This is a genomic window from Streptomyces sp. NPDC000410 (genome assembly GCF_040300305.1).
Classification (GTDB): domain Bacteria; phylum Actinomycetota; class Actinomycetes; order Streptomycetales; family Streptomycetaceae; genus Streptomyces.
In genome coordinates this window covers 135,127-156,224 of the sequence record NZ_JBEPDM010000013.1, presented here as the reverse complement: position 1 = coordinate 156,224, position 21,098 = coordinate 135,127, and the positions used below count along the sequence as shown (strand labels likewise).

17 protein-coding genes, 2 rRNA genes and 2 pseudogenes are annotated in these 21,098 nt (G+C 71.9%); 17 read left to right on the top strand and 4 right to left on the bottom strand.

Going from position 1 to position 21,098, the window contains the following annotated elements; all coding sequences use genetic code 11:
* From ABT342_RS16930 to ABT342_RS16915, 4 genes are all read left to right on the top strand, one after another.
* Nucleotides 1–74: ribosomal RNA gene (locus ABT342_RS16930) — 23S ribosomal RNA — on the top strand; the annotation flags it as partial.
* 111 nt (nucleotides 75–185) lie between these two features.
* Nucleotides 186–302 (top strand): 5S ribosomal RNA (gene rrf, locus ABT342_RS16925).
* A 193-nt stretch (nucleotides 303–495) separates the two neighbouring features.
* Complete coding sequence (locus ABT342_RS38240; protein ID WP_502965558.1) at nucleotides 496–1,656, top strand: hypothetical protein; 1,161 nt, start codon at nucleotides 496–498, stop codon at nucleotides 1,654–1,656.
* Complete coding sequence (locus tag ABT342_RS16915) at nucleotides 1,593–2,351, top strand: tetratricopeptide repeat protein (RefSeq protein WP_351573573.1); 759 nt, start codon at nucleotides 1,593–1,595, stop codon at nucleotides 2,349–2,351. The genes ABT342_RS38240 and ABT342_RS16915 overlap by 64 nt, the downstream gene beginning before the upstream one ends.
* Before the next feature lie 60 nt (nucleotides 2,352–2,411).
* Here the strand turns inward: ABT342_RS16915 and ABT342_RS16910 are convergent, their stop codons facing one another.
* Complete coding sequence (locus ABT342_RS16910; RefSeq protein WP_351573534.1) at nucleotides 2,412–3,698, bottom strand: DUF1015 domain-containing protein; 1,287 nt, start codon at nucleotides 3,696–3,698, stop codon at nucleotides 2,412–2,414.
* A gap of 74 nt (nucleotides 3,699–3,772) precedes the next feature.
* Here ABT342_RS16910 and ABT342_RS16905 point away from each other — a divergent pair, with 74 nt between their 5' ends.
* From ABT342_RS16905 to ABT342_RS16895, 3 genes and pseudogenes are all read left to right on the top strand, one after another.
* Nucleotides 3,773–4,828: an HAD-IIA family hydrolase gene (locus ABT342_RS16905; protein ID WP_351573531.1), complete on the top strand. Its 1,056-nt coding sequence runs from the start codon at nucleotides 3,773–3,775 to the stop codon at nucleotides 4,826–4,828.
* 42 nt (nucleotides 4,829–4,870) lie between these two features.
* Nucleotides 4,871–5,077 (top strand): annotated as a pseudogene (locus tag ABT342_RS16900) (iron chelate uptake ABC transporter family permease subunit); the annotation flags it as partial.
* Nucleotides 5,078–5,199: 122 nt separating this feature from the next.
* Nucleotides 5,200–6,031 (top strand): annotated as a pseudogene (locus ABT342_RS16895) (ABC transporter ATP-binding protein).
* Here the strand turns inward: ABT342_RS16895 and ABT342_RS16890 are convergent.
* The gene (locus tag ABT342_RS16890) at nucleotides 6,015–6,362 is read right to left on the bottom strand and encodes an SCP2 sterol-binding domain-containing protein (protein ID WP_351573528.1); all 348 of its coding nucleotides are present in this window, start codon (nucleotides 6,360–6,362) and stop codon (nucleotides 6,015–6,017) included. The pseudogene ABT342_RS16895 and the gene ABT342_RS16890 sit on opposite strands and share 17 nt — an antisense overlap.
* A 42-nt stretch (nucleotides 6,363–6,404) precedes the next feature.
* Here ABT342_RS16890 and ABT342_RS16885 point away from each other — a divergent pair, with 42 nt between their 5' ends.
* The 8 genes from ABT342_RS16885 (at nucleotide 6,405) to ABT342_RS16850 (ending at nucleotide 14,435) form a co-directional block, all read left to right on the top strand.
* Nucleotides 6,405–6,674 carry a hypothetical protein gene (locus ABT342_RS16885; protein WP_351573525.1) on the top strand — a complete coding sequence of 90 codons (270 nt, stop codon included), beginning with the start codon at nucleotides 6,405–6,407 and terminating at the stop codon, nucleotides 6,672–6,674.
* Between the two features lie 7 nt (nucleotides 6,675–6,681).
* A complete protein-coding gene (locus ABT342_RS16880) occupies nucleotides 6,682–7,497 on the top strand; it encodes a TlyA family RNA methyltransferase (protein ID WP_351573522.1) in 816 nt (271 codons plus the stop codon).
* Nucleotides 7,494–8,429, top strand: coding sequence for an NAD kinase (locus ABT342_RS16875; protein WP_351573520.1), 936 nt, complete (start codon nucleotides 7,494–7,496; stop codon nucleotides 8,427–8,429). The genes ABT342_RS16880 and ABT342_RS16875 overlap by 4 nt, the downstream gene beginning before the upstream one ends.
* 212 nt (nucleotides 8,430–8,641) lie before the next feature.
* The gene (gene recN, locus ABT342_RS16870) at nucleotides 8,642–10,360 is read left to right on the top strand and encodes a DNA repair protein RecN (protein ID WP_351573571.1); all 1,719 of its coding nucleotides are present in this window, start codon (nucleotides 8,642–8,644) and stop codon (nucleotides 10,358–10,360) included.
* A 288-nt stretch (nucleotides 10,361–10,648) separates the two neighbouring features.
* Nucleotides 10,649–11,740 carry a glycosyltransferase family 4 protein gene (locus ABT342_RS16865; protein ID WP_351573517.1) on the top strand — a complete coding sequence of 364 codons (1,092 nt, stop codon included), beginning with the start codon at nucleotides 10,649–10,651 and terminating at the stop codon, nucleotides 11,738–11,740.
* 307 nt (nucleotides 11,741–12,047) lie between these two features.
* Nucleotides 12,048–12,884: a DUF4097 family beta strand repeat-containing protein gene (locus ABT342_RS16860; protein ID WP_351573514.1), complete on the top strand. Its 837-nt coding sequence runs from the start codon at nucleotides 12,048–12,050 to the stop codon at nucleotides 12,882–12,884.
* A gap of 104 nt (nucleotides 12,885–12,988) precedes the next feature.
* Nucleotides 12,989–14,209, top strand: a complete 1,221-nt coding sequence (locus ABT342_RS16855) for a cytochrome P450 (RefSeq protein ID WP_351573511.1) — start codon at nucleotides 12,989–12,991, stop codon at nucleotides 14,207–14,209.
* A gap of 4 nt (nucleotides 14,210–14,213) precedes the next feature.
* Complete coding sequence (locus tag ABT342_RS16850) at nucleotides 14,214–14,435, top strand: ferredoxin (RefSeq protein WP_351573508.1); 222 nt, start codon at nucleotides 14,214–14,216, stop codon at nucleotides 14,433–14,435.
* Nucleotides 14,436–14,548: 113 nt separating this feature from the next.
* Here the strand turns inward: ABT342_RS16850 and ABT342_RS16845 are convergent, their stop codons facing one another.
* Nucleotides 14,549–16,177: a PucR family transcriptional regulator gene (locus tag ABT342_RS16845; RefSeq protein ID WP_351573569.1), complete on the bottom strand. Its 1,629-nt coding sequence runs from the start codon at nucleotides 16,175–16,177 to the stop codon at nucleotides 14,549–14,551.
* 201 nt (nucleotides 16,178–16,378) lie between these two features.
* Here ABT342_RS16845 and ABT342_RS16840 point away from each other — a divergent pair, with 201 nt between their 5' ends.
* Nucleotides 16,379–17,932: an APC family permease gene (locus ABT342_RS16840; RefSeq protein WP_351573505.1), complete on the top strand. Its 1,554-nt coding sequence runs from the start codon at nucleotides 16,379–16,381 to the stop codon at nucleotides 17,930–17,932.
* A complete protein-coding gene (locus ABT342_RS16835) occupies nucleotides 17,902–19,545 on the top strand; it encodes a flavin monoamine oxidase family protein (protein ID WP_351573503.1) in 1,644 nt (547 codons plus the stop codon). The genes ABT342_RS16840 and ABT342_RS16835 overlap by 31 nt, the downstream gene beginning before the upstream one ends.
* Here ABT342_RS16835 and ABT342_RS16830 read toward each other — a convergent pair.
* Nucleotides 19,542–20,936, bottom strand: a complete 1,395-nt coding sequence (locus ABT342_RS16830; protein ID WP_351573500.1) for an FAD-binding oxidoreductase — start codon at nucleotides 20,934–20,936, stop codon at nucleotides 19,542–19,544. The two genes, ABT342_RS16835 and ABT342_RS16830, sit on opposite strands and share 4 nt — an antisense overlap.
* Nucleotides 20,937–21,098 lie beyond the last annotated feature (162 nt).

The following is a 21,098-nucleotide window of genomic DNA, read 5'->3' as shown; positions in this document are numbered from 1 at the left end:
GGTTGATAGGCCAGATGTGGAAGCCCGGTAACGGGTGGAGCTGACTGGTACTAATAGGCCGAGGGCTTGTCCTCAGTTGCTCGCGTCCACTGTGTGGTTCCCGGGTTGCGAACAGTCGCACCGGTTGAACCAAGTTTCACTTACTTAATTGAAGAGTGTGCTTGTTCGCTCGAACCCGATAGGGTTTCGGTGGTCATAGCGTTAGGGAAACGCCCGGTTACATTCCGAACCCGGAAGCTAAGCCTTTCAGCGCCGATGGTACTGCAGGGGGGACCCTGTGGGAGAGTAGGACGCCGCCGAACAATCTTTCAGGACCCGTGGTCCCAGCGTTCAGCTGGGACTGCGGGTCCTTTTGTTTTTGCTTGATTTTCCCGAAGCGCGTCGGGTGGCCGACTGCGCGAGAATGAATGCGGTACCCGAAGACAGGAGCCATACCCATGTCCACCAACTCCTCCGACGACCGTCCGGAGCGCGAGCCGCGCCGCCGGGACGGTGGTGGCGACCGGGGCGGCTACCGAGGCGGGCCGCGTCGGGACGACAGCCGTGGTGGCGGTTTCCGCTCTGCCCCGCGTCGCGACGACCGTGGCGGCTCCTTCCCGCGTGACGACCGTAGTCACGGGCGGCGTGACGACCGGCGTGACGACAACCGTGGGGGAACGTTCCCGCGTGACGATCGCGGCTATGCGCGCCGTGATGACCGTCGCGACGATCGTGGTGGGTTCCGTCGTGATGACCGTGCGCCCCGTCGTGACGATGACCGTGGTGGGTTCCGTCGCGATGATCGTGCGCCGCGTCGTGAGGACGATCGTGGTGGGTTCCGTCGTGATGACCGTGCGCCCCGTCGTGAGGACGATCGTGGTGGGTTCCGTCGCGATGATCGTGCGCCGCGTCGTGAGGACGATCGTGGTGGGTTCCGTCGTGATGATCGTGCGCCGCGTCGTGAGGACGACCGTGGTGGTTTCCGTCGCGATGAGCGTGCGCCCCGTCGTGAGGACGATCGTGGTGGTTTCCGTCGTGATGACCGTGCGCCCCGTCGTGACGATGACCGTGGTGGGTTCCGTCGTGATGATCGTGCGCCGCGTCGTGAGGACGACCGTGGTGGGTTCCGTCGCGATGAGCGGCCGGCGTTCCGCCGTGATGACCGTCGCGACGATCGTGGTGGGTTCCGTCGTGATGACCGTGCGCCCCGTCGTGAGGACGATCGTGGTGGTTTCCGTCGTGACGATCGTGGGCCGCGTCGTGATGATGACCGTGGTGGTTTCCGTCGTGACGATCGTGGGCCGCGTCGTGATGATGACCGTGGTGGGTTCCGTCGTGATGACCGTGGGCCGCGTCGTGATGATGACCGTGGTGGTTTCCGTCGTGACGATCGTGCGCCGCGTCGTGAGGACGACCGAGGTGGCTTCCGTGGGCCGCGTCGTGACGACCGGGATCGGGACCGGGGAGGGCGCCCCGGTGGGGGCTACGACCGGCGTGATGACCGTTCGCGTGGGCCGCGTCGTGACGACCGGGATCGGGACCGTGGTGGGTACGGGCGCCCGGACGACCGGGGCCGGGACCGTCGTGACCGGGAGCGGGAGCCGATCAAGCGGCTGCCGATCCCCCAGGACGTCACGGGCGACGAGATCGACGAAGATGTGCGGCAGGAGCTCCTGAGCCTGCCGAAGACGCTCGCCGAGGATGTCGCCAGGAACCTCGTCATGGTGGCGCGGCTGATCGACGAGGACCCGGAGCAGGCGTACGGCTACTCGCGGGTGGCGCTGCGGCTCGCCTCGCGGGTCGCCGCCGTGCGGGAGGCCGCCGGATTCGCCGCGTACGCGACGCAGAAGTACTCGGAGGCGCTCGCGGAGTTCCGCGCCGCGCGGCGGATGACCGGGAACACCGAGCTGTGGCCCGTGATGGCCGACTGTGAACGTGGGCTCGGCCGGCCCGAGCGGGCGCTGGCGATGGCCGGGGAGCCCGAGGTGCAGAAGCTCGACAAGGCGGGGCAGGTCGAGATGAGGCTCGTCGCCGCCGGTGCGCGCCGGGACATGGGGCAGCTGGAGGCCGCCATCGTGACCCTGCAGAGCCCCGAGCTGGCGTCGAACTCCGTGCAGCCGTGGACCGCTCGACTGCGGTACGCGTACGCCGACGCGTTGCTCGCGGCCGGGCGCGAGGACGAGGCACGCGAGTGGTTCGCCAAGACCGTCGAATCCGACAAGGACGGGGCGACCGACGCGTCGGACCGGCTGGCCGAGATGGATGGTGTGGAGTTCGTCGACGCGCTCACCGATGAGGACGAGGCCAACGACGACGAGCCCAAGGACGACGACGTCAAGGTGACGGACGAGGCCGAGGGCGACCAGGCCTGATCCGGACGAGGGGCCGGCAATCCATCAGGATTGCCGGCCCCTCGTCGGTTCTCGCGGTTCTCAGCCCAGCCTCAGGCTGCGCAGCACCAGGCCCGTCGCGGGCTTCGGGCCGAACGATGTCGACTTGCGCGGCATCGTGATCCCCTGTCGCGCGAGGTCACGGACGACGTCCTCATGTACGGGATGCAGGAGCACGGCCGTACCGCCGGTCCGTTCGGCCTGCACGACGGCACTCTCCGTGTCGTGGATGTACCTTATGTGCTCCGGGGAATCCGGGATCCGCCAGACGTTCTCGATGAGTGTGGCGTGCAGGACCGTCGCGTCGAGGCTGCGCCAGGCCTCCGGACGGTCGGCCGGGACCGTACGGGCCAGCAGTTCGGCGTCCGGCCGGTCGACGAGGTGGAAGCGGCTGTCGCCCGCGAGCAGGAAGGCGTTGCCTTCGCCGACCGCTGAGGCCAAGGCTTGGAGCGCGTGTGGGAGCGGGCCGTCGATCTCGCGGACCCGGAAACAGGTCTCGACGGCTGCGAGGGCGTCCGCGACGGGGAGACGGTTCAGCACGCGGTGGATCGCGCGGACCTGAAGCGGGTAGCGGGTCGTGTCGATGAGCAGCACCAGCCCGTAGTTCCAGGGGCCGGGCGTCGGCTGTTCCTCGCGCAGGAGCAGGTACGTCGCCCAGCGGTGGTGGCCGTCGGCGATCAGTGCCTGCTGGTGGGCCAGGTCGGTGGAGATCTCCCTGAGGTCCGCCGGGGCGGTCACCGACCAGAGGCGGTGGCTGAAGCCGTCCTCCGTGGTGGTGGAGAGCAGCGGCGATTCGAGGATCACGCGTTCGATGACGGCGGAGGCCCCGGTCGCGGTGCCGTTGCCGCGGTACGTCAGGAGCAGGGGCTCCAGGTTGGCCGCGGTCGTACGCATCAGGTCGGCGCGGTCGGCCACTACGTGCGGCATCACGTCCTCGTGCGGCATCACGATGCCCTCGTCCGGGGCGGAGAGGGCGAGCGCGCCGATGATGCCGCGCTGCAGGATGTCGCCCTTGCGCTGCTCGTAGACGTACAGGGCGGGCTCCGGGTCGGGGGCGAGGACGCCCTCGGCCAGCCAGCGCTCCAGCGTCTCGGCGGCCTGCTCGTGGCGGGTGTCCGGGGCGGCCGCCTGGGGGAGGATCAGCCGCACGATGTTGTAGGGGTCGGCCGACTCGAGGTGGTGCAGCCCGTCGGGGCGTACGACGACGTCGTACGGGGGCGAGGTCACGGCGGCGAGGCTGCCGACCTGTTCGCGGACGTAGCGCAGTCCACGGAACGGGATGAGCTGCAGGCCGTCGTCATTGTCGGCCGCGGGACCTCTGGTCTTCATTGATGCATCGTATGTGGCCGAGGCCATGAGCGATGATCGGGGGAGCCGAGCGAGGGAACGAGGAGCGGACGAGGATGAGCGAGCGGGTCAGGACCAGGCCGGGCGGCAGCGCGCGGGCGCTGAGCGCCGCGTACGACACGGCTCTGCTCGACCTCGACGGCGTGGTGTACGCGGGAGGCGAGGCGATCGTGCATGCGGTCGAGGCGCTGGGGGCGGCACGCGCCGGCGGAATGCATCTCGCGTACGTCACGAACAACGCGCTGCGGACGCCGGACGCGGTGGCGCGGCATCTGACCGAGCTGGGGGTGCCCGCCGAGCCGGACGACGTGATCACCTCGGCGCAGGCCGTGGCCCGGCTCATCGCCGAGCACGTGCCGGCCGGGTCGCGGGTGCTGGTGATCGGTGGTGAGGGGCTGCGGGTCGCGCTGCGTGAACGCGGTCTCGAACCGGTGGAGTCGGCGGATGACGCGCCGGCGGCGGTGGTGCAGGGGTACGGCGGGCCCGAGCTCGCGTGGGGGCGGCTGGCCGAGGCGTCGTACGCGGTCGCGCGCGGGGTGCCGTGGTTCGCGTCCAATACCGATCTGACGATTCCGAGCGCGCGGGGGATCGCGCCGGGCAACGGCGCGGCGGTGGAGGTCGTACGGATCGCGACGGGGGCCGAGCCGCAGGTGGCGGGCAAGCCGCTGCCGCCGATGCACCGGGAGACGATTCTGCGGACGGGCGCCGAGCGGCCGCTGGTGGTCGGGGACCGGCTGGACACCGATATCGAGGGCGCGTTCAACGGGGGTGTGGACTCGCTCCTCGTCCTGACCGGGGTGACGGACGCGGCGCGGCTGCTGGCGGCCGAGCCGAAGTACCGGCCGACGTACGTCGACGCGGATCTGCGGGGGCTGCTGACCGGGCAGCCCGAGGTGTCCGGGGACGCCGGGCAGGGTTTCACGTGCCGGGGCTGGACCGCTTCCGTGCGTGCCGAGGCGCTGGTGCTGAACAGGGACAGGTACGGGGACGAGGACGGGGCCGGTGACCCGGTCGACGGGCTGCGGGCGTTGTGCGCGGCGGCGTGGACCCACGCGGGGGACGCTGCGGGGAGGCTGGAGACGGGCAAGGCGCTGGCGCGGCTGGGCTGGTGACGGTCGGCCAGGAGCGGCGAGTCCTCCGCCCGGAAGAAATGGGAGGTGGCCCGCCGGCTCACCCGCTCGCCCGGGCCGAACATCGCCGCCTCCGCCGTGGCGGGCGCGGCGCTGCTGCTCGCCGCCGACTGGGTCGCCACGTCGGCGTTCGGGGAGCAGGAGCTGCCGGTCGGTGTGGTCACGGGCGTGCTCGGTGGCTGCTATCTGCTCTGGCTGCTGGTCACCGAACGCAAGGCGGGGCGGCTGTGAGCACGGTGAGCGGCATGACCGCAGGCACGACGGCAGGCGTGACGCCAGGCATGACCGCAGGTACGACGGCAGGCACGACCGCAGACCCGTACACGACCGAGAAGAATCCCAGGAGCACGTCCATGCAGCGCCTCGCCGCGGAGTCGGTCACCCTCGCCTACGACCAGCGGGTCATCGCCGAGAACCTCTCGGTCGAGATCCCGGACAACTCCTTCACGGTGATCGTCGGCCCCAACGCCTGCGGCAAGTCCACGCTGCTGCGCGCGCTCTCGCGCATGCTCAAGTCCAGCACGGGCCGGGTCCTGCTCGACGGCCAGGCCATCCACTCGATGCCCGCCAAGAAGGTCGCCAGGACGCTCGGCCTGCTGCCCCAGTAGTCGTCGATCGCCCCCGACGGCATCACCGTCGGCGACCTCGTCGGCCGCGGGCGTTACCCGCACCAGGGACTGCGGCGCCAGTGGTCCAAGGAGGACGAGCGGATCGTCCGGGAGTCGATGGCCGCGACCGGGGTCGCCGACCTCGCCGACCGGTACGTCGACGAGCTCTCCGGCGGCCGGCGCCAGCGTGTCCGGATCGCGATGGCGGTCGCCCAGCAGACCCCGCTGCTGCTGCTCGACGAGCCGACCACCTTCCTGGACATCCAGCACCAGCTGGAGATCCTCGATCTCTGCGCCGAGCTGCACGAGACGCAGGGCCGCACGCTCGTCGCCGTGCTCCACGACCTGAACCAGGCCGCGCGCTACGCGACCCACCTCATCGCCCTGCGCGGCGGGGAGATCGCGTCGCAGGGCGCGCCAGGCGACGTCGTCACCGCCGAGCTGGTCGAAGAGGTCTTTCGGGGTACGGTCGCAGGTCATCGAGGACCCGGAGACGGGTACGCCGCTGGTCGTGCCGCCGGCCCGGCGACGTACCGCCGCGGCGGCGCCCGCAGGAATGTCTACAGCAGTGTCCTGAGGCGCATGAGATCGCGGAAACCGGCCTCGAGCCTGACCCGGCCCGAGGCCCAGGCCTTCGCGAAGTTCAACTCCCCGTCGACCATCGCCACCAGGTCGTCACCGGCCATCGCCAGCCGGATCTCCGCCTTGTCCGGCGGCGGGCCGGCCACGGTGTCGAGGACCTCGATCCGGCCGGCCCTGAGCCGCCCGGTGAAAGTGACGTCGAGGTCCCTTATGTGGCAGCTCAGGGAACGGTCGAGCGCGGCCGCGCTGCGCACCGCCCCGTCCGCCTGTGCCAGGTTGTCCGAAAGTCTGTCGAGTGCGCTGCGGCACTCCTCCGTGGTCGCCATCGGAACCGACCGTACCCCAGGGCTTCGGGGTAGCGTCTGGGCATGAGCGACTCGACGGAAGCACCGGAGGAGGCACGGGGGGACACACCGGGGGCGTACGACCCCGCGGCGCCCGCCCCCCTCGGCATCGAGCGGGTACCGACCGGGAACGCCGAGGTCGACACCCACCTGGAGCGGCTGGCCGATGCCGACCACCTCCCGGCGGACGGACACCTGGCGGTGTACGAGGATGTACACAGGGGGTTGCGTGACGCGCTGACCGCGCTCGACGCACGTCCCCTGCCTTCATCGTCGTACGACCACAGGAGCTGAACCGAACGTGGCAGGAGTGGCACGCCGCCGTCTCGACGCCGAGCTGGTACGCCGCAAGCTCGCACGCTCACGCGAGCACGCGAGCCAGCTGATCGCGGCGGGGCGGGTGACGGTCGGGGGCGGGACCGCGACCAAGGCCGCCACGCAGGTCGAGACCAGTGCCGCCATCGTCGTCGCCAAGGACGACAGCGACCCGGAGTACGTCTCGCGCGGCGGCCACAAGCTCGCGGGCGCGTTCGCCGCCTTCGTACCGCTCGGACTGAAGGTCGAGGGGCGGCGGGCGCTGGACGCGGGCGCGTCCACCGGCGGCTTCACCGATGTCCTGCTGCGGGCCGGGGCGGCGCACGTCGTCGCGGTCGACGTCGGCTACGGCCAGCTCGCGTGGTCTCTTCAGAGTGATGAACGCGTCACGGTCAAGGACCGTACGAATGTGCGCGAGTTGACGCCGGAGGCGATCGACGGGGAGGCGGTGGATCTTGTGGTCGGCGACCTGTCGTTCATTCCGCTGGGGCTCGTCCTGCCCGCGCTGGTGCGCTGCACCGCGCCCGGCGCGGACCTGGTCCTCATGGTCAAGCCGCAGTTCGAGGTGGGCAAGGAACGGCTCGGCAGCGGCGGGGTGGTGCGCAGCCCGGAGCTGCGTGCCGAGGCTGTGCGGACCGTGGCACGGCAGGCGGGGGAACTGGGCCTCGGCGTACTGGGCGTCACCGCCAGTCCGCTGCCCGGACCCTCCGGCAATGTCGAGTACTTTCTCTGGCTCCGGGCCGGGGCGCCGGAGCTCGACCCGGCGGACGTCGATCGTGCAGTGGCGGAGGGGCCGCGTTGACCGATACGAGCACGGATACCGATACGGGTACGAAGGTACGTACCCGCACTGTTTTTCTGCTGGCGCACACGGGACGGCCGGCGGCCATCCGCAGCGCCGAACTCGTCGTCCAGGGGCTGCTGCGCAGCGGTCTCGGCGTACGGGTGCTCGCCGCGGAGGCGGTCGACCTGCCGCTGCCGGCGGCCGTGGAGACCGTCCCCGAGGCCACGCCCGACGTGCTCGACGGCTGTGAGCTGCTGATCGTGCTGGGCGGGGACGGGACGCTGCTGCGCGGCGCCGAGTTCGCGCGGGCCTCCGGGGTGCCGATGCTCGGCGTCAACCTGGGGCGCGTGGGCTTTCTCGCGGAGGCCGAGCGCGACGATCTCGACAAGGTCGTCGACCGGGTCGTGACGCGGGCCTACGAGGTCGAGGAACGGATGACGCTCGACGTCGTCGTCCGCAGCAACGGCGATGTCGTGCACACCGACTGGGCGCTGAACGAGGCGGCCGTCCAGAAGGTCTCGCCCGAGCGGATGCTCGAGGTGATCCTGGAGATCGACGGGCGGCCCGTGACGGGCTTCGGGTGCGACGGCATCGTCTGCGCCACGCCGACGGGCTCGACCGCGTACGCCTTCTCGTCCGGCGGGCCCGTGGTGTGGCCGGAGGTCGAGGCGCTGCTGATGGTGCCGATCAGCGCGCACGCCCTGTTCGCCAAGCCGCTGGTGACCTCGCCGACGTCGGTCCTCGCGGTGGAGGTGCAGCCGCACACGCCGCACGGGGTGCTGTGGTGCGACGGGCGGCGGACCGTGGAGCTGCCGGCGGGGGCGCGGGTGGAGGTGCGCCGGGGGGCCGTGCCGGTACGCCTGGCCCGGCTGCACCACGCGTCGTTCACCGACCGGCTGGTGGCGAAGTTCGCCCTGCCGGTGTCGGGGTGGCGCGGCGCGCCGCACTGACCCGCCCCTTCGGCACCGAGCCTGAAAGTCCCGCCCCGGAGCCTGCCGCGCTCCCGGTCAGTCCGGGGGCGCGGGGCCCGGGGCGCCGGGGTGGTGTGAGGGGTGACGGGCTTGACGGCCGGCCCTCGTGACCTGCGGTCCGGTGAACGTGCGGCGGGGGCCGTCGCACGCGCGGCCCCGGACCTCGTAAGGTCTTCCTCGTGTTGGAGGAGATGCGGATACGGTCGCTCGGGGTCATCGACGACGCGGTCGTCGAGCTGTCGCCCGGTTTCACCGCGGTGACCGGTGAGACCGGTGCGGGCAAGACCATGGTCGTCACCAGCCTGGGGCTGCTGCTCGGCGGTCGGGCCGACCCCGCGCTGGTGCGGGTCGGCGCGAAGTCGGCGGTCGTGGAGGGGCGCATCACCGTGCCCGCAGGCGCCCCCGCGGCCGTACGGGCCGAGGAGGCCGGGGCCGATCTCGACGACGGTGCGCTGCTGATCAGCCGGACGATCTCGGCGGAGGGACGCTCACGGGCGCACCTCGGCGGGCGTTCGGTGCCCGTCGGGATGCTCACCGAGCTGGCCGACGAGCTCGTCGCCGTGCACGGCCAGACCGACCAGCAGGGGCTGCTCAAGGCCGCCCGGCAGCGGCAGGCCCTCGACCGGTACGCGGGCGACGCGGTCGCCGGGCCGCACGAAAAGTACGTGGCCGCCTACCGGCGGCTCAGGTCCGTGAGCGCCGAGCTGGACGAGCTGACCACGCGCGCCCGCGAGCGGGCCCAGGAGGCGGACCTGCTGCGCTTCGGGCTGAACGAGGTCGCGGGCGTCGAGCCGCGCGCCGGCGAGGACCTGGAGCTCGCGGCGGAGGCCGAGCGGCTGGGGCACGCGGAGGCCCTCGCCTCGGCGGCGGCCCTCGCGCACGCGGCCCTGGCCGGGAACCCGGAGGACCCGGAAGGCGTCGACGCGACCACGCTCGTCGCCGGTGCCGGGCGGGCCCTGGACGCCGTACGCTCCCACGATCCCGCGCTCGCCGCGCTCGCCGACCGGATGGGCGAGATCTCCATCCTGCTCGGCGACGTTGCGGGCGAGCTGGCCGGGTACGCCGACAACCTCGACGCCGACCCGCTGCGGCTGGCGGCCGTCGAGGAGCGGCGGGCCGCGCTCACCGCGCTCACCCGTAAGTACGGCGAGGACATCAACGCCGTGCTGGCGTGGGCCGAGGAGAGCGCCGGGCGGCTCACCGAGCTGGAGGGCGACGACGACCGCATCGGCGAGCTGACCGTGGAGCGCGACGCGCTGCGCGAGGAACTGTCCGGGCTGGCGCAGGCGCTGACCGACGCCCGTACGGAGGCGGCGGCGCGGTTCGCGGAGGCGGTGACGGCGGAGCTGGCGTCGCTCGCGATGCCGCACGCGCGGGTCTCCTTCGACATCCGCCAGTCGGAGGACCCGGAGGGGATCGAGGTCGGCGGGCGTCGCGTCGCGTACTCGTCCTCCGGCGCGGACGAGGTCGAGCTGCTGCTCGCCCCGCATCCGGGCGCCCAGCCGCGGCCGATCGCCAAGGGGGCGTCGGGCGGTGAGCTGTCGCGGGTCATGCTCGCGGTCGAGGTGGTCTTCGCCGGGACCGACCCCGTGCCGACGTACCTCTTCGACGAGGTCGACGCGGGCGTGGGCGGCAAGGCGGCGGTCGAGATCGGGCGGCGCCTCGCGAAGCTGGCGAAGACCGCGCAGGTGGTGGTCGTGACGCACCTTCCGCAGGTGGCGGCGTTCGCCGACCGGCAGCTCCTGGTCGAGAAGACGAACGACGGGTCCGTGACCCGGTCCGGCGTCACGGTGCTGGAGGGCGAGGACCGGGTGCGGGAGCTGTCGCGGATGCTGGCGGGCCAGGAGGACTCGGAGACGGCGCGGGCGCACGCGGAGGAACTGCTGGCGACGGCGCGGTCGGACGCCTAGGTTCTGTCCGTGTCCGGCCTGATCGGCCGGACAGGCCCTGGAGGGCGCTGTTGCCCCCTGGCCCGCGCAAGGGGGTTCGTGGGCATGCGTTTCGCCGGGGCGGAACGGGTGGGCACGAACCACCCACCGGGCCGCAGGCGGACACGTCCCCGGGGGCGTGCCGGGCAGGCCTTGCGTGGTGGGGTCGTCACCCATGTGAGTGAACCGAGTGGGGTGCTTACAGCGCCGGACACGGCAACGACCCTTCGGCGGTGCCGGAACGCGCGTACGGACTGGCATTCTTGGCGCGTGACACAGCTGCGTACGGTCCAAGTGCTCGGCGGCGGCAGCGCGGGCAGCAGCGCTCACGTCAGGTCTCTGGCCGCGGGGCTGGTGGCGCGGGGAGTGCGGGTGACCGTGTGCGCACCCGCGCCGCTGGAGTACGAATACGACTTCCTCGGCACCGGGGCGGACTTCGTGCCCGTGCCCCGGCGCAGCGACCCCGCCGCGGTCGGAGCGCTGCGCGCCGCGTGCGCCGGAGCGGACGTGATCCACGCACATGGGCTGCACGCCGCCGTACGCACCGCGGTGGCCCTCGGCGGTCAGCAACACGTGCCGCTCGTCGTCACCTGGCACACACGGGCGCATGCCGCGGGTGCGCGCGGCGGGCTGCTGCGGATGCTGGAGCGAAGGGCCGTGCGTGCGGCGGCCGTTGTGCTCGGCACATCGTCCGAGCTGGTCGACCGGGCCCGCAGCCGGGGCGCGCGCGACGCCCGCCTCGCGCCGGTCGCGGTACCGGCGGCGCGCTGCGCGCCCTGCGCGTCGGAGAACAAGGCGCGGGCGGAACTGGGGGCCGTCGACCGGCCGTTGCTGATGGCCGTCGGCCGGCTCGAAGCCGACCGGGGGTACGACGTCCTCCTCGACGCGGCCCACGGCTGGCTCGGGCTCGACCCCGTGCCGCTCGTCGTGATCGCGGGGGAGGGGCGGGAGCGGGCGGCGCTGCAACGGCGCATCGAGGCCGAGGGGCTGCCGGTGCGGCTCATCGGCCGCCGCGACGACGTGACCGAGCTGCTCGCCGCCGCGGATCTCGCCCTGCTCCCGAGTCGCTGGGAGGCCCGCTCGCTCCTGGCTCAGGAGGCGCTGCGGCTGGGGGTCCCGTTGATCGCGACCCGGGTCGGCGGGATCCCGGAGCTCGTCGGTGACGCCGCGGAGCTCGTTCCCTACGGTGACGCGGCCGCGCTCTCCGCCGCCGCCGTCCGGCTGCTGGCCGATCCCCCGGCCCGGGAGGACCTGGCCACCGCGGGCCGGGCGCAGGCGGCGACCTGGCCGACGGAGGACGAGACGATCGCCCAGGTGCTCAGCATCTACGACGAACTCACTCAGCCCTCCCCTCTGGGGTGACGCCATGTGGCGCCATCTGGCGCCATGATTGGTGGCGGAACTGGCGCCACATGGCTTGCGATGGCGCCATGGTGGTGCCATAGTTATGCCATGGATGCGGCGGGGCGGGCAGGCCTCTCGGTCGGCGCCCGGCTGCTCCGGGCCGTCGCCGCCGCGCCGGCAGGCCGTCCGGGCGTAGCCGTGGCCAGGGGTGCCAGGGCTGCACGGGCCGGGTCCGCCGGACTGTAAGCCGTTTCGTGGCGGCCGTTTTCGTAACACCCGCTCCACCAGCGGAAACACACACCAGAGTCAATAGGACGGAACAGCCATGCCCGATCTCGCCACTCCCGAACCGATCTCCGCCAGCCTTGAGTTCGAGGTCGCCTCCGTGCGGATCATCGCGAGCAAGCGCACGGACACGGTCGTCGAGGTACTGCCGAGCAACGGCGCCGAAGACGTCGACGTCAAGGCCGCGCAGCAGACCCAAGTCGACTGCTCCGGCGGCAGGTTGGTGGTCAAGGGGCCCAAGAAGCGCTCCCCGTTCGGCAAGCACGGATCGATCGACGTCACCATCGCGCTGCCGGCCGGATCGGACATCCAGGGCGCCTCCCAGCTGGGGGACCTCATCTGCGAAGGCGTCCTCGGAGCCACCAGGCTCGGGACCGGGCTCGGCGACATCCGGGTCGAGCAGGCGGGAGCCGTGAACCTGAAGACCGAACAGGGCGACATCCGCCTGGACAGCGCGGCGGGCGACGCCCAGGTCCTCGGAGCGGGCCGGATCGAGATCCGGGAGATCGCGGGCGGGGCGACGGTCAAGAACGCCAACGGCGAGACCACGATCGACGAGATCACCGGCGACCTCGAGGCGACCGCGTCCAACGGCCGTATCACCGTCGGCGTCGCACACGCCGGAGTCGACGCCAGGTCCGCCAACGGCGGCATACGGGTCGGCGAGGTGGCGCGCGGCAAGGTCGAGCTCCGGACCACCGCCGGTGACGTCGAGGTCGGCATCCGTCAGGGCACCGCCGCCCGGCTCGACGTGAACACCAAAATCGGCAGTGTGCACAACTCCCTGGAGGCGTCCGAGGGCCCCGAGTCCTCCGACGAGACCGTCGAGGTGACCGTTCGCACCGGCGTCGGCGGCGTCGTGATCCGCCGCTCCTGATCATCCATCAGGCAAAGGGGGCTTAGCCGCCATGACCTCGGCTTCCGCGATTTTCGCCCCGCACGTCACTGTTCCCCGCACGTCACTCTCCACCGGAGGACACCATGCAGCACGAGCAGAACGATAAGCACACGGCACCGCTTCCCGAGCTTCCCCTGACCCGCCCCGAGGGCTGCCCCTTCGACCCGCCCGCCGGGCTGGCCAAGGTGCGCGAGCAGCAGCCGCTCATCCGGATGCGCTACCCCGACGGACACCTCGGCTGGCTGGCCACCGGACACGCGGCGGCCCGGGTGATACTCGCCGACCCCCGCTTCAGCTCACGGTACGAGCTCATGCACCTTCCGATCCCGGGCACGGGCATCACCGAACTGCCCCCGGCGCCGATCGGTGACCTCACCGGCATCGACCCGCCCGAGCACACCCGCTACCGGCGGCTGCTCACCGGCAAGCTCACGGTCCGCCGGATGCGCGCGCTCACCGAACGGGTCGAGCAGATCACCGCCGAGCACCTCGACGCCATGGAGCGCCGAGGACCGACGGTGGACCTCATGGAGGCGTACGCGCAGCCCGTCCCGGCGCTGATGATCTGCGAACTGCTGGGCGTGCCCGGGGCCGACCGCGAACTCTTCCAGCGCCTTACCGCCGAGACGACCGACCCGAACTCGACTCCGGAGGAGCAGTACGCCGCACTGGCCGCGCTCGGGGAATACGTCGGCGAGCTGGTCCCCGCCAAGCGGACCGACCCCACCGACGACCTGCTCAGCGATCTGACCACCACCGACCTCACCGACGAGGAGCTCGCCGGGATCGGCAGCTTCCTGCTCGGCGCGGGCCTCGAAACCACCGCGAACATGATCGGGCTCGGCACCTTCGCCCTGCTGAGCAACCCCGAACAGGCCGCCGCCCTGCGCGCCGACCCCGGCGCCGCCGACCAGGTGGTCGAGGAGCTGATGCGCTACCTGAGCATCGCCCACACCGGGATCCGGGTGGCGCTGGAGGACGTCGAGGTGGAAGGGCAGCTGATCAAGGCCGGCGAGACCGTGACCATCTCGCTCCAGGCAGCCAACCGGGACCCGGAGAAGTTCGCCGACCCGGACACCCTCGATGTGCGCCGGAAGGCCACCGGGCATCTGGCCTTCGGCCATGGCATCCACCAGTGCCTGGGCCAGCAACTGGCCCGGGTGGAGATGCGGGTGGCCTTTCCGGCGCTGTTCGGCCGCTTCCCGACGCTGCGGCTCGCCGTCCCGCCCGAGGAGGTGCCGCTGCGTCCCAGCATGAACATCAGCGGGGTGCACCGGCTGCCCGTCACCTGGGACGAGGTGTAGTCCGGTGGAGATCAGCGTCGACCGGGAGCGCTGCTGCGGCGCCGGCATGTGCGCACTGACGGCCCCCGAGGTGTTCGGCCAGGACGACGAGGACGGCCGGGTGCTGCTGCTCGAGCGCCGGCCACCGCACCGGGACCACGAGGCGGCCCGCGAGGCCGCCGGGCTGTGCCCCGCCGGGACGATCACCGTCGTCGAGCGGGGACACGCCGAGCCCCCGGCGCCGTAGCCGGACAGCCGTAGCCGGACACTCGACGGCTGTGCAGCAGGACGGCCGTACAGCCGTACAGCAGGGCAGTCGTACAGCAGGGCAGTCGTACCGCCGTCGAGCAGCAGCATCCCTCAGGAAGCGTGGCGGCGGGCGCGCAGGGCCAGCGAGAGCGCCAGGACCGTCTGGGGGTCGTCCAGGTCGGTGCCCAGCAGCTCGGAGATGCGGGCCAGGCGGTTGTAGAGGGTCTGGCGGTTCAGGTGCAGTTCGCGGGCCGTCTCGGCCTTGCGGCCCGCGTGCGCCAGATAGGTCTGGAGCGTGGGGAGCAGGGGCGGGCGGGAGGTGCGGTCGTGGTCCCGCAGGGGGCCGATCGCCCGCTCGACGAAGGCCGCCAGGTCCGGGTGGTCACGCAGCCGCCACAGCAGCAGGTCGATGTCGAGGCGCCGGGCGTCGTACCAGGGGCGGTCGGACAGGCCCTGCGCCGCCGTCGCGGTCTCGGCCGCGTGCCGCAGACCCGCCGAGGCCGCCGCCCAGCCGCCCGCCACGCCGACGACCACGACCGGCGGATGCGCCCCGGCGCGCTCCAGGCCCGCGCGCTCCACGCCCGCCCGCAGCGCCGCGGCGACCCGGTCCGCCACGGCCGTACGCTCCGATTCCGTACGCAGGCCCAGCAGCAGCGGTACGCGGCCTTCGACGGGGCGTACGCCCAACAGGACCGGGACGCCGACGGACGACAGCTCTTCGAGCACCGCACGGGCCAGCAGCGACCAGTTCCCCGAAGGGGACAGCTCGGATGCCAGCCGCATCACCACCGGCAGCAGCGGTCCGTCGCCCGGCCGGAAGCCGAGCACCTTGGCCTGTTCGGGAGCGTCCTCCGCGCTGATCCGGCCCTCGGCGAGGTCCGTCAGGAAGTCGCCGCGGCCGCGCGCCGCGAGCTCCTCCTCCTGGCGGGCCTGCATGAGGACCACCGCGAGCACGCCCGCCGCCCGTTCCGCCGCCATCCGGTGCACGGGCAGCAGCGGGGAGGACACGGCCAGCAGGACGAGCCGGGCGCGTACCGCACCGGCGCCGTGCCCGCCGCCCGGCACATCCACCAGCACCGCCCCGGCCGGCGGGCCGGACTCCCGGGCCGCCCGCTGACCGCGCAGCCCGTCCCACACCTGGAGCGGATCGGCCGCGGTCGGTCCCGACTCGGTGCCCGCCGCGTACAGCAACTGCCCGTCCGCGGTCTCCAGGAAGACCGGGTTGGCCGTGAAGTCCGCGAGGATCCGCAGCACCTGGGGGATACCCCCGCCGCCGAGCAGGGCCTCCGTGCACCGGCGGTGCACCTCTTCCGCCCGCTGGAGCAGCGCGTAGTGGTGGTTGACGATCTCGGTGTGGATCTCCTCGGTCACCGAGACGAACGGCACCTCGCGGTGCAGCTGGATCAGCGGCAGCCCGGCGGAGCGGGCCGCCTCGACGATCGTGCCGGGCAGCCGCTGGAACCTCGGGCCGAGCTCGACCACCAGCGCCGCGATCCCGCGGTCCGCGAGCCGCCGTACGAAAGCGCGCTGTTCGGCCGGGCGGGTGCCGAGCCCGAGCCCGGTCGTCAGCAGCAGCTCCCCGCCCTTGAGCAGGGACGCGATGTTCGGCACCTCACCGGCGTGCACCCAGCGCACCGTCCGGTTCAGCCGGTCGGCCCCCGCGACGACCTCCGGGAGCCCGCCGCGGAGCCCGGGCAGCTCCAGAGCCCGCTGTACGGTGATCCCGCCCTGATTGTCCATGCCGCCGTTCATGTCGCCGGACGCTACCCGCCGCCACGTTCCAAGAACATCACCCACGCGTTACGGACCGCGTTTCGGACCCGATCACCCCGACAACTCGTCGTCCCTGACGGGCAATTACCGGACCGCGTGCCGATTGTGGTCTGTGTCACTCTCCGCGATCCTGGCGCCTTCCCATCGGGCGAGTGACAAGGACCGTGTATGTCCAGCACAAGTACCCCCGAGACCTCCGGGGTCCAGCGGCTCAAGGCGAACTCCGTCGGCCTCGTCGGCGTCGTCTTCATGGCGGTCGCCACCGCCGCGCCGATCACCGCGATGACCGGTAACCTCCCCATCGCCGTGGGCTTCGGCAACGGCACGGGCGCCCCCGCCGGCTATCTCTTCGCCACGGTCGTGCTCACCGTCTTCGCGGTCGGCTATGTGGCGATGGCCAAGCGGATCACGGCGGCCGGCGCGTTCTACGGCTTCATCTCGCACGGTCTCGGCCGCATCGCCGGTATGGCGTCCGGCATGCTCGCGGTCCTCGCGTACATCGTCTTCGAGGCCTCGATCGTCGGTGTCTTCTCGTACTTCGCCCAGACCACCGTCAAGGACCAGCTCGGCGTGGACCTCCCCTGGGTCGTGTACGCGGCCGCGATGCTCGCCGTCTCCGCCGTCCTCGCCCACTTCGACATCAACCTCACCGCGAAGGCCCTCGGCGTCATGCTCGTCGCCGAGATCGCCGTCCTGTTCGCCGTCGCCACCGCCGTACTGATCGCGGGCGGCGGCCCCGACGGCATCCCGGCCGAGCCCCTCAATCCCAAGAACGCCTTCACCGGGGCCTCGGCCGGACTCGGACTCTTCTTCGCCTTCTGGTCCTGGGTCGGCTTCGAATCGACGGCGATGTACGGGGAGGAGTCACGCGACCCGAAGCGCGTCATCCCGCGCGCGACGCTCATCTCCGTCATCGGCGTCGGCATCTTCTACATCTACGTCTCCTGGATGACGATCGCGGGCAACGGCCTGGCGGGCTCCGTCAAGGTCTCCTCCTCCACCTCCCCGCTCGACCTGTTCTTCGCGCCGACCCAGCAGTTCATCGGCGGCTGGGCGGTCGACGCGTTCCAGTGGCTGCTGCTCACCGGCTCGTTCGCCTGCGGCATGGCCTTCCACCAGTGCGCCGCCCGCTATCTGTACGCGATCGGCCGCGAGGGCTTCCTGCACCCCGCCCTCGGCCGTACGCACGCCCGGCACGGATCCCCGTACATCGCCTCCGTGGTGCAGACCTGTATCGCCGTCGCCCTCGTCGCCGCGTTCTGGCTGACCGGCCAGGACCCGTACATCCACCTCTACACGCTGCTCGCGATCCTCGGCACGATGGCCATCCTCATCGTCCAGACCCTGTGCTCGTTCGCCGTCATCGGCTACTTCCGCGTCAACCACCCGGAGGACCGGCACTGGTTCACGACCTTCACCGCACCGCTGCTCGGCGGCATCGGGATGATCGCCGTGGTCGTACTGCTGGTGCTGAACATGGAGACCGCCGCCGGCCTCGCCGCCGACTCCCTCTTCTTCAAGACGATCCCGTGGATCGTCGGCGCCGTCTTCGTCGGGGGGCTCGGCCTCGGCCTCTATCTCAAGGCCAAGCAGCCGCGGCGATACGAGATCATCGGCCGGATCGTCCTCGAGGACGCGGCCGAGCGCGCCACCACCGAGTCCGCCCCGCCACCGTCTGAGGAGAGCCCGCCATGGCACGCACCCACCCGATGCATCTGCTGAAGCGACTCGCCGCCGACCACGCGGACGCACAGCGGCTGCGCGTACCGGTCGCCGAACTGCGCGGTCTGCGCGCGGAGGCCTCGGTCACCGGCCGACGCGAACTGCTCAAGCGCGCCGCCGCCGCGGGCCTCGCCGCGAGCGTCGGTACGGCCGTCGCCGCGCACCCCGCGCCCGCCCGGGCCGCCACGGGCGCGGCGGCTCCCCGCGTCGCCGTCGTCGGCGCCGGTATCGCGGGCCTGACCGCCGCCCTCACCCTCCGCGACGCGGGCATCGACTGCACGCTCTACGAGTCCCGCACCGACCGGGTCGGCGGGCGCATGTGGACCCAGCGGGACCACTGGTCGAACGGCAGGACCTCCGAGATCGGCGGCGAGCTGATCGACACCAGCCACAAGAAGATCCTGGCACTCTGCCGCCGCTTCGACCTCCCCGTGGAGGACTTCCTGGGCGGCGGGCCCAACGGCGCCGAGGAAATCCTCTGGTTCAACGGCGGCTACTACCCGCGCGAGCAGGCCGACGAGGACTTCAACGCCGTCTACCAGGCCCTCCACCGCGATCTCCAGCAAGCGGGCGAGGTGATGTGGAACCGGACCACCCCCACCGGAACCGCCCTGGACAACATGTCGCTGTACGAGTGGATCGAGTCGCGGGTCCCCGGCGGGCACACCTCGCCGCTCGGCCGGTTCTTCGACGTCGCGTACAACGTCGAGTACGGGGCCGACACGACGCTCCAGTCGTCCCTCGCCCTCGTCCTGCTGATGGGCTATCAGCCGAATCCCGGAAACTTCAACATCTGGGGTCTGTCCAACGAGCGATACCACATCACCGGCGGCAACGATCAACTCCCGCGCGCCATCGCCGCCTCTCTGCCCGCCGCCTCGCTGCTCATGGGCCGGCGGCTCACGGCGGTGCGGGCGAACACCAACGGCACCCAGACGCTGACCTTCGACGACGCCGGCGCCGTTCGCACGGTCACCGCCGACCACACGATCCTGTGCCTGCCGCTGCCCGTACTGCAGCAGACCGACCTCTCGGGGGCCGGGCTCGATCCGCGGATGACGAATCTGCTGCGCGACGCCCGGATGGGAGCCTGCACCAAGCTCAACATGGAGTTCGGCGCACGCCCCTGGCGTGGCACCGGGCCCTGGCCGGGCGTCTCGGCGGGGGACTGCTTCACCGACAGCGACGTGCAGCAGACCTGGGACACCACCAAGATCCAGCCGGGCACCGGCGGCATCCTCATCCAGTACGGCGCCGGCGGCCTCGCCCGTCAGCTGACCCCCGCCGCGCCCTTCTCCACCGAGTCGGACCCCTACGTCCGCGATCTCGCAGCCACCAGGCTGACCGGCATCGACGCGTTCTTCCCGGGGACGAAGGCAGCCTGGAACGGCCGGGCCCAGCTCTCCGCCTGGCACCGCGATCCGCACACCCTCGGCGCGTACTCCTACTGGCCCATCGGCTATGTGCACCGCTACGCCGGCTACGAGGGCACCCCGCAGGGCAACCTGCACATCGCGGGTGAACACTGCAGCTACGACTTCCAGGGGTTCATGGAGGGCGGCGCCACCGAGGGCGAACGTGCGGCGAAGGCGGTGATCGCGGCGGTGCGCTAGGAGGTGGGGGCCGCGGGTCGGATGTTGTGGTTCAGCCGGAACACGTTGTCGGGGTCGTACTGCGCCTTGACCGCCGCGAGCCGCCGGTAGTTCTCGGCGCCGAAACCGGACACGACCCGCTGCTCGCCCTCGTCACCGATGAAGTTGAGGTACACGAGCCCGATGGACCACGGCACGACATCGGCCCGCGCGTCCTTGGCCCACTGCCTGCCGCGCTCGTCGTCGGCCGGGCTGTCCCAGATCCCGAACGGGTGCGAGACCCACTCGGCGGTCCGCCAGGGCAGCGGATGGCCGGAGTCGCCCCGGGCCATCGCACCACCCATCGGGAAGAGGATGTGCTGCGAGTTCGACGGCACGATCATGCTGTCCGCACGCGCGCAGAACACGTCCACGGCCTCGTCGGGCAGGCCGCTGAGGTACTCCGCCGACCAGTAGTTCCGCAGACCGGGCGGGTCGTCGATCATGCACTGGAGATCGGCGTACGGGAGCTGTGTGATGACCTCCGCCTCATGGCCGAGCCCGAGCAGCGGCCCGGCCGCCTTGCGCAGACCGGGCTCGGTACCCGCGTACGTGACCAGCACCAGGCACACGGGCTTTCCCACCAGGTGCTCGGGCATGAAGTCCTCGGGCGGGCCGGTCAGATAGATGAACCCGCCGCCGACCTCGTCCGGAGCGGACACCAGCACGTCCCGGTAGACGGGCAGCACCTCGGCTCCCCGCGCGGCCGGGAAGAACAGGAAGGCGACGGACATGGCGGGCAGCGGATGCAGCCCCAGCGTGATCGACGTGGCCACGCCGAAGTTGCCGCCGCCGCCGTGCAGCGCCCAGAACAGCTCCGGATTCTCGTCCGCACTGGCGCGGACCTCCCGCCCGTCGGCCGTCACCAGATCCACAGCGACGAGATTGTCGCAGGCCAGCCCGAACTTCCGCTCGAGCCAGCCCGATCCGCCGCCCAGCGTGAAGCCGCCGACCCCGGTCGTGGAGGCCCGCCCGCCCGTGACCGCCAGCGCGAACGGCTGCGTGGCCCGGTCCAGATGACTCATCGTGGCGCCGCCGCCGATGCGTGCCGTACGCGCCTCGGGGTCGACCGAGACCGTGTGCATCCGGCGCAGATCGACGACGAGACCGCCGTCGCTGCTCCCGAGCCCCGCCACGCTGTGGCCGCCTCCGCGGACGGCCAGCTCCAGCTCGTTCTCCCGGGCGAAGCGCACAGCGGCGCCGACGTCCGCCGCCGACTCGCACTGGGCGATCACCGCGGGACGGCGGTCGATCATCGCGTTGAACACCGCGCGGGCCTCGTCGTATCCCGCGTCCGCCGGGGTGACGGCTTCGCCGGACAGACTCTCGCGCAGTCGCTTCAGGGCCGGTTCCGCTACGGGCTCGGGGGCCATGACCTCCCCTTCCGGGGCGTGAGCAGGACTCTCCCATCGTAAGGACGCGCCCTGCGGCACGCGCTTCGGAGACGTCCTGCCGGGCGCGCACGGCCCTCACCGCGTACGGCCTCACCGCGCACGGCCCTCACCGCGTACGCCGGAGGCGCGGCGGGTCGGAGC

Excerpts from the sequence above, each read along its gene's own strand:
- ABT342_RS16910 (WP_351573534.1), bottom strand. The coding sequence starts at position 3,698 with ATGAAGACCAGAGGTCCCGCGGCCGACAATGACGACGGCCTGCAGCTC.
- ABT342_RS16905 (WP_351573531.1), top strand. The coding sequence starts at position 3,773 with ATGAGCGAGCGGGTCAGGACCAGGCCGGGCGGCAGCGCGCGGGCGCTG.
- ABT342_RS16890 (WP_351573528.1), bottom strand. The coding sequence starts at position 6,362 with ATGGCGACCACGGAGGAGTGCCGCAGCGCACTCGACAGACTTTCGGAC.
- ABT342_RS16885 (WP_351573525.1), top strand. The coding sequence starts at position 6,405 with ATGAGCGACTCGACGGAAGCACCGGAGGAGGCACGGGGGGACACACCG.
- recN (WP_351573571.1), top strand. The coding sequence starts at position 8,642 with ATGCGGATACGGTCGCTCGGGGTCATCGACGACGCGGTCGTCGAGCTG.
- ABT342_RS16860 (WP_351573514.1), top strand. The coding sequence starts at position 12,048 with ATGCCCGATCTCGCCACTCCCGAACCGATCTCCGCCAGCCTTGAGTTC.
- ABT342_RS16855 (WP_351573511.1), top strand. The coding sequence starts at position 12,989 with ATGCAGCACGAGCAGAACGATAAGCACACGGCACCGCTTCCCGAGCTT.
- ABT342_RS16845 (WP_351573569.1), bottom strand. The coding sequence starts at position 16,177 with ATGGACAATCAGGGCGGGATCACCGTACAGCGGGCTCTGGAGCTGCCC.
- ABT342_RS16840 (WP_351573505.1), top strand. The coding sequence starts at position 16,379 with ATGTCCAGCACAAGTACCCCCGAGACCTCCGGGGTCCAGCGGCTCAAG.
- ABT342_RS16835 (WP_351573503.1), top strand. The coding sequence starts at position 17,902 with ATGGCACGCACCCACCCGATGCATCTGCTGAAGCGACTCGCCGCCGAC.
- ABT342_RS16830 (WP_351573500.1), bottom strand. The coding sequence starts at position 20,936 with ATGGCCCCCGAGCCCGTAGCGGAACCGGCCCTGAAGCGACTGCGCGAG.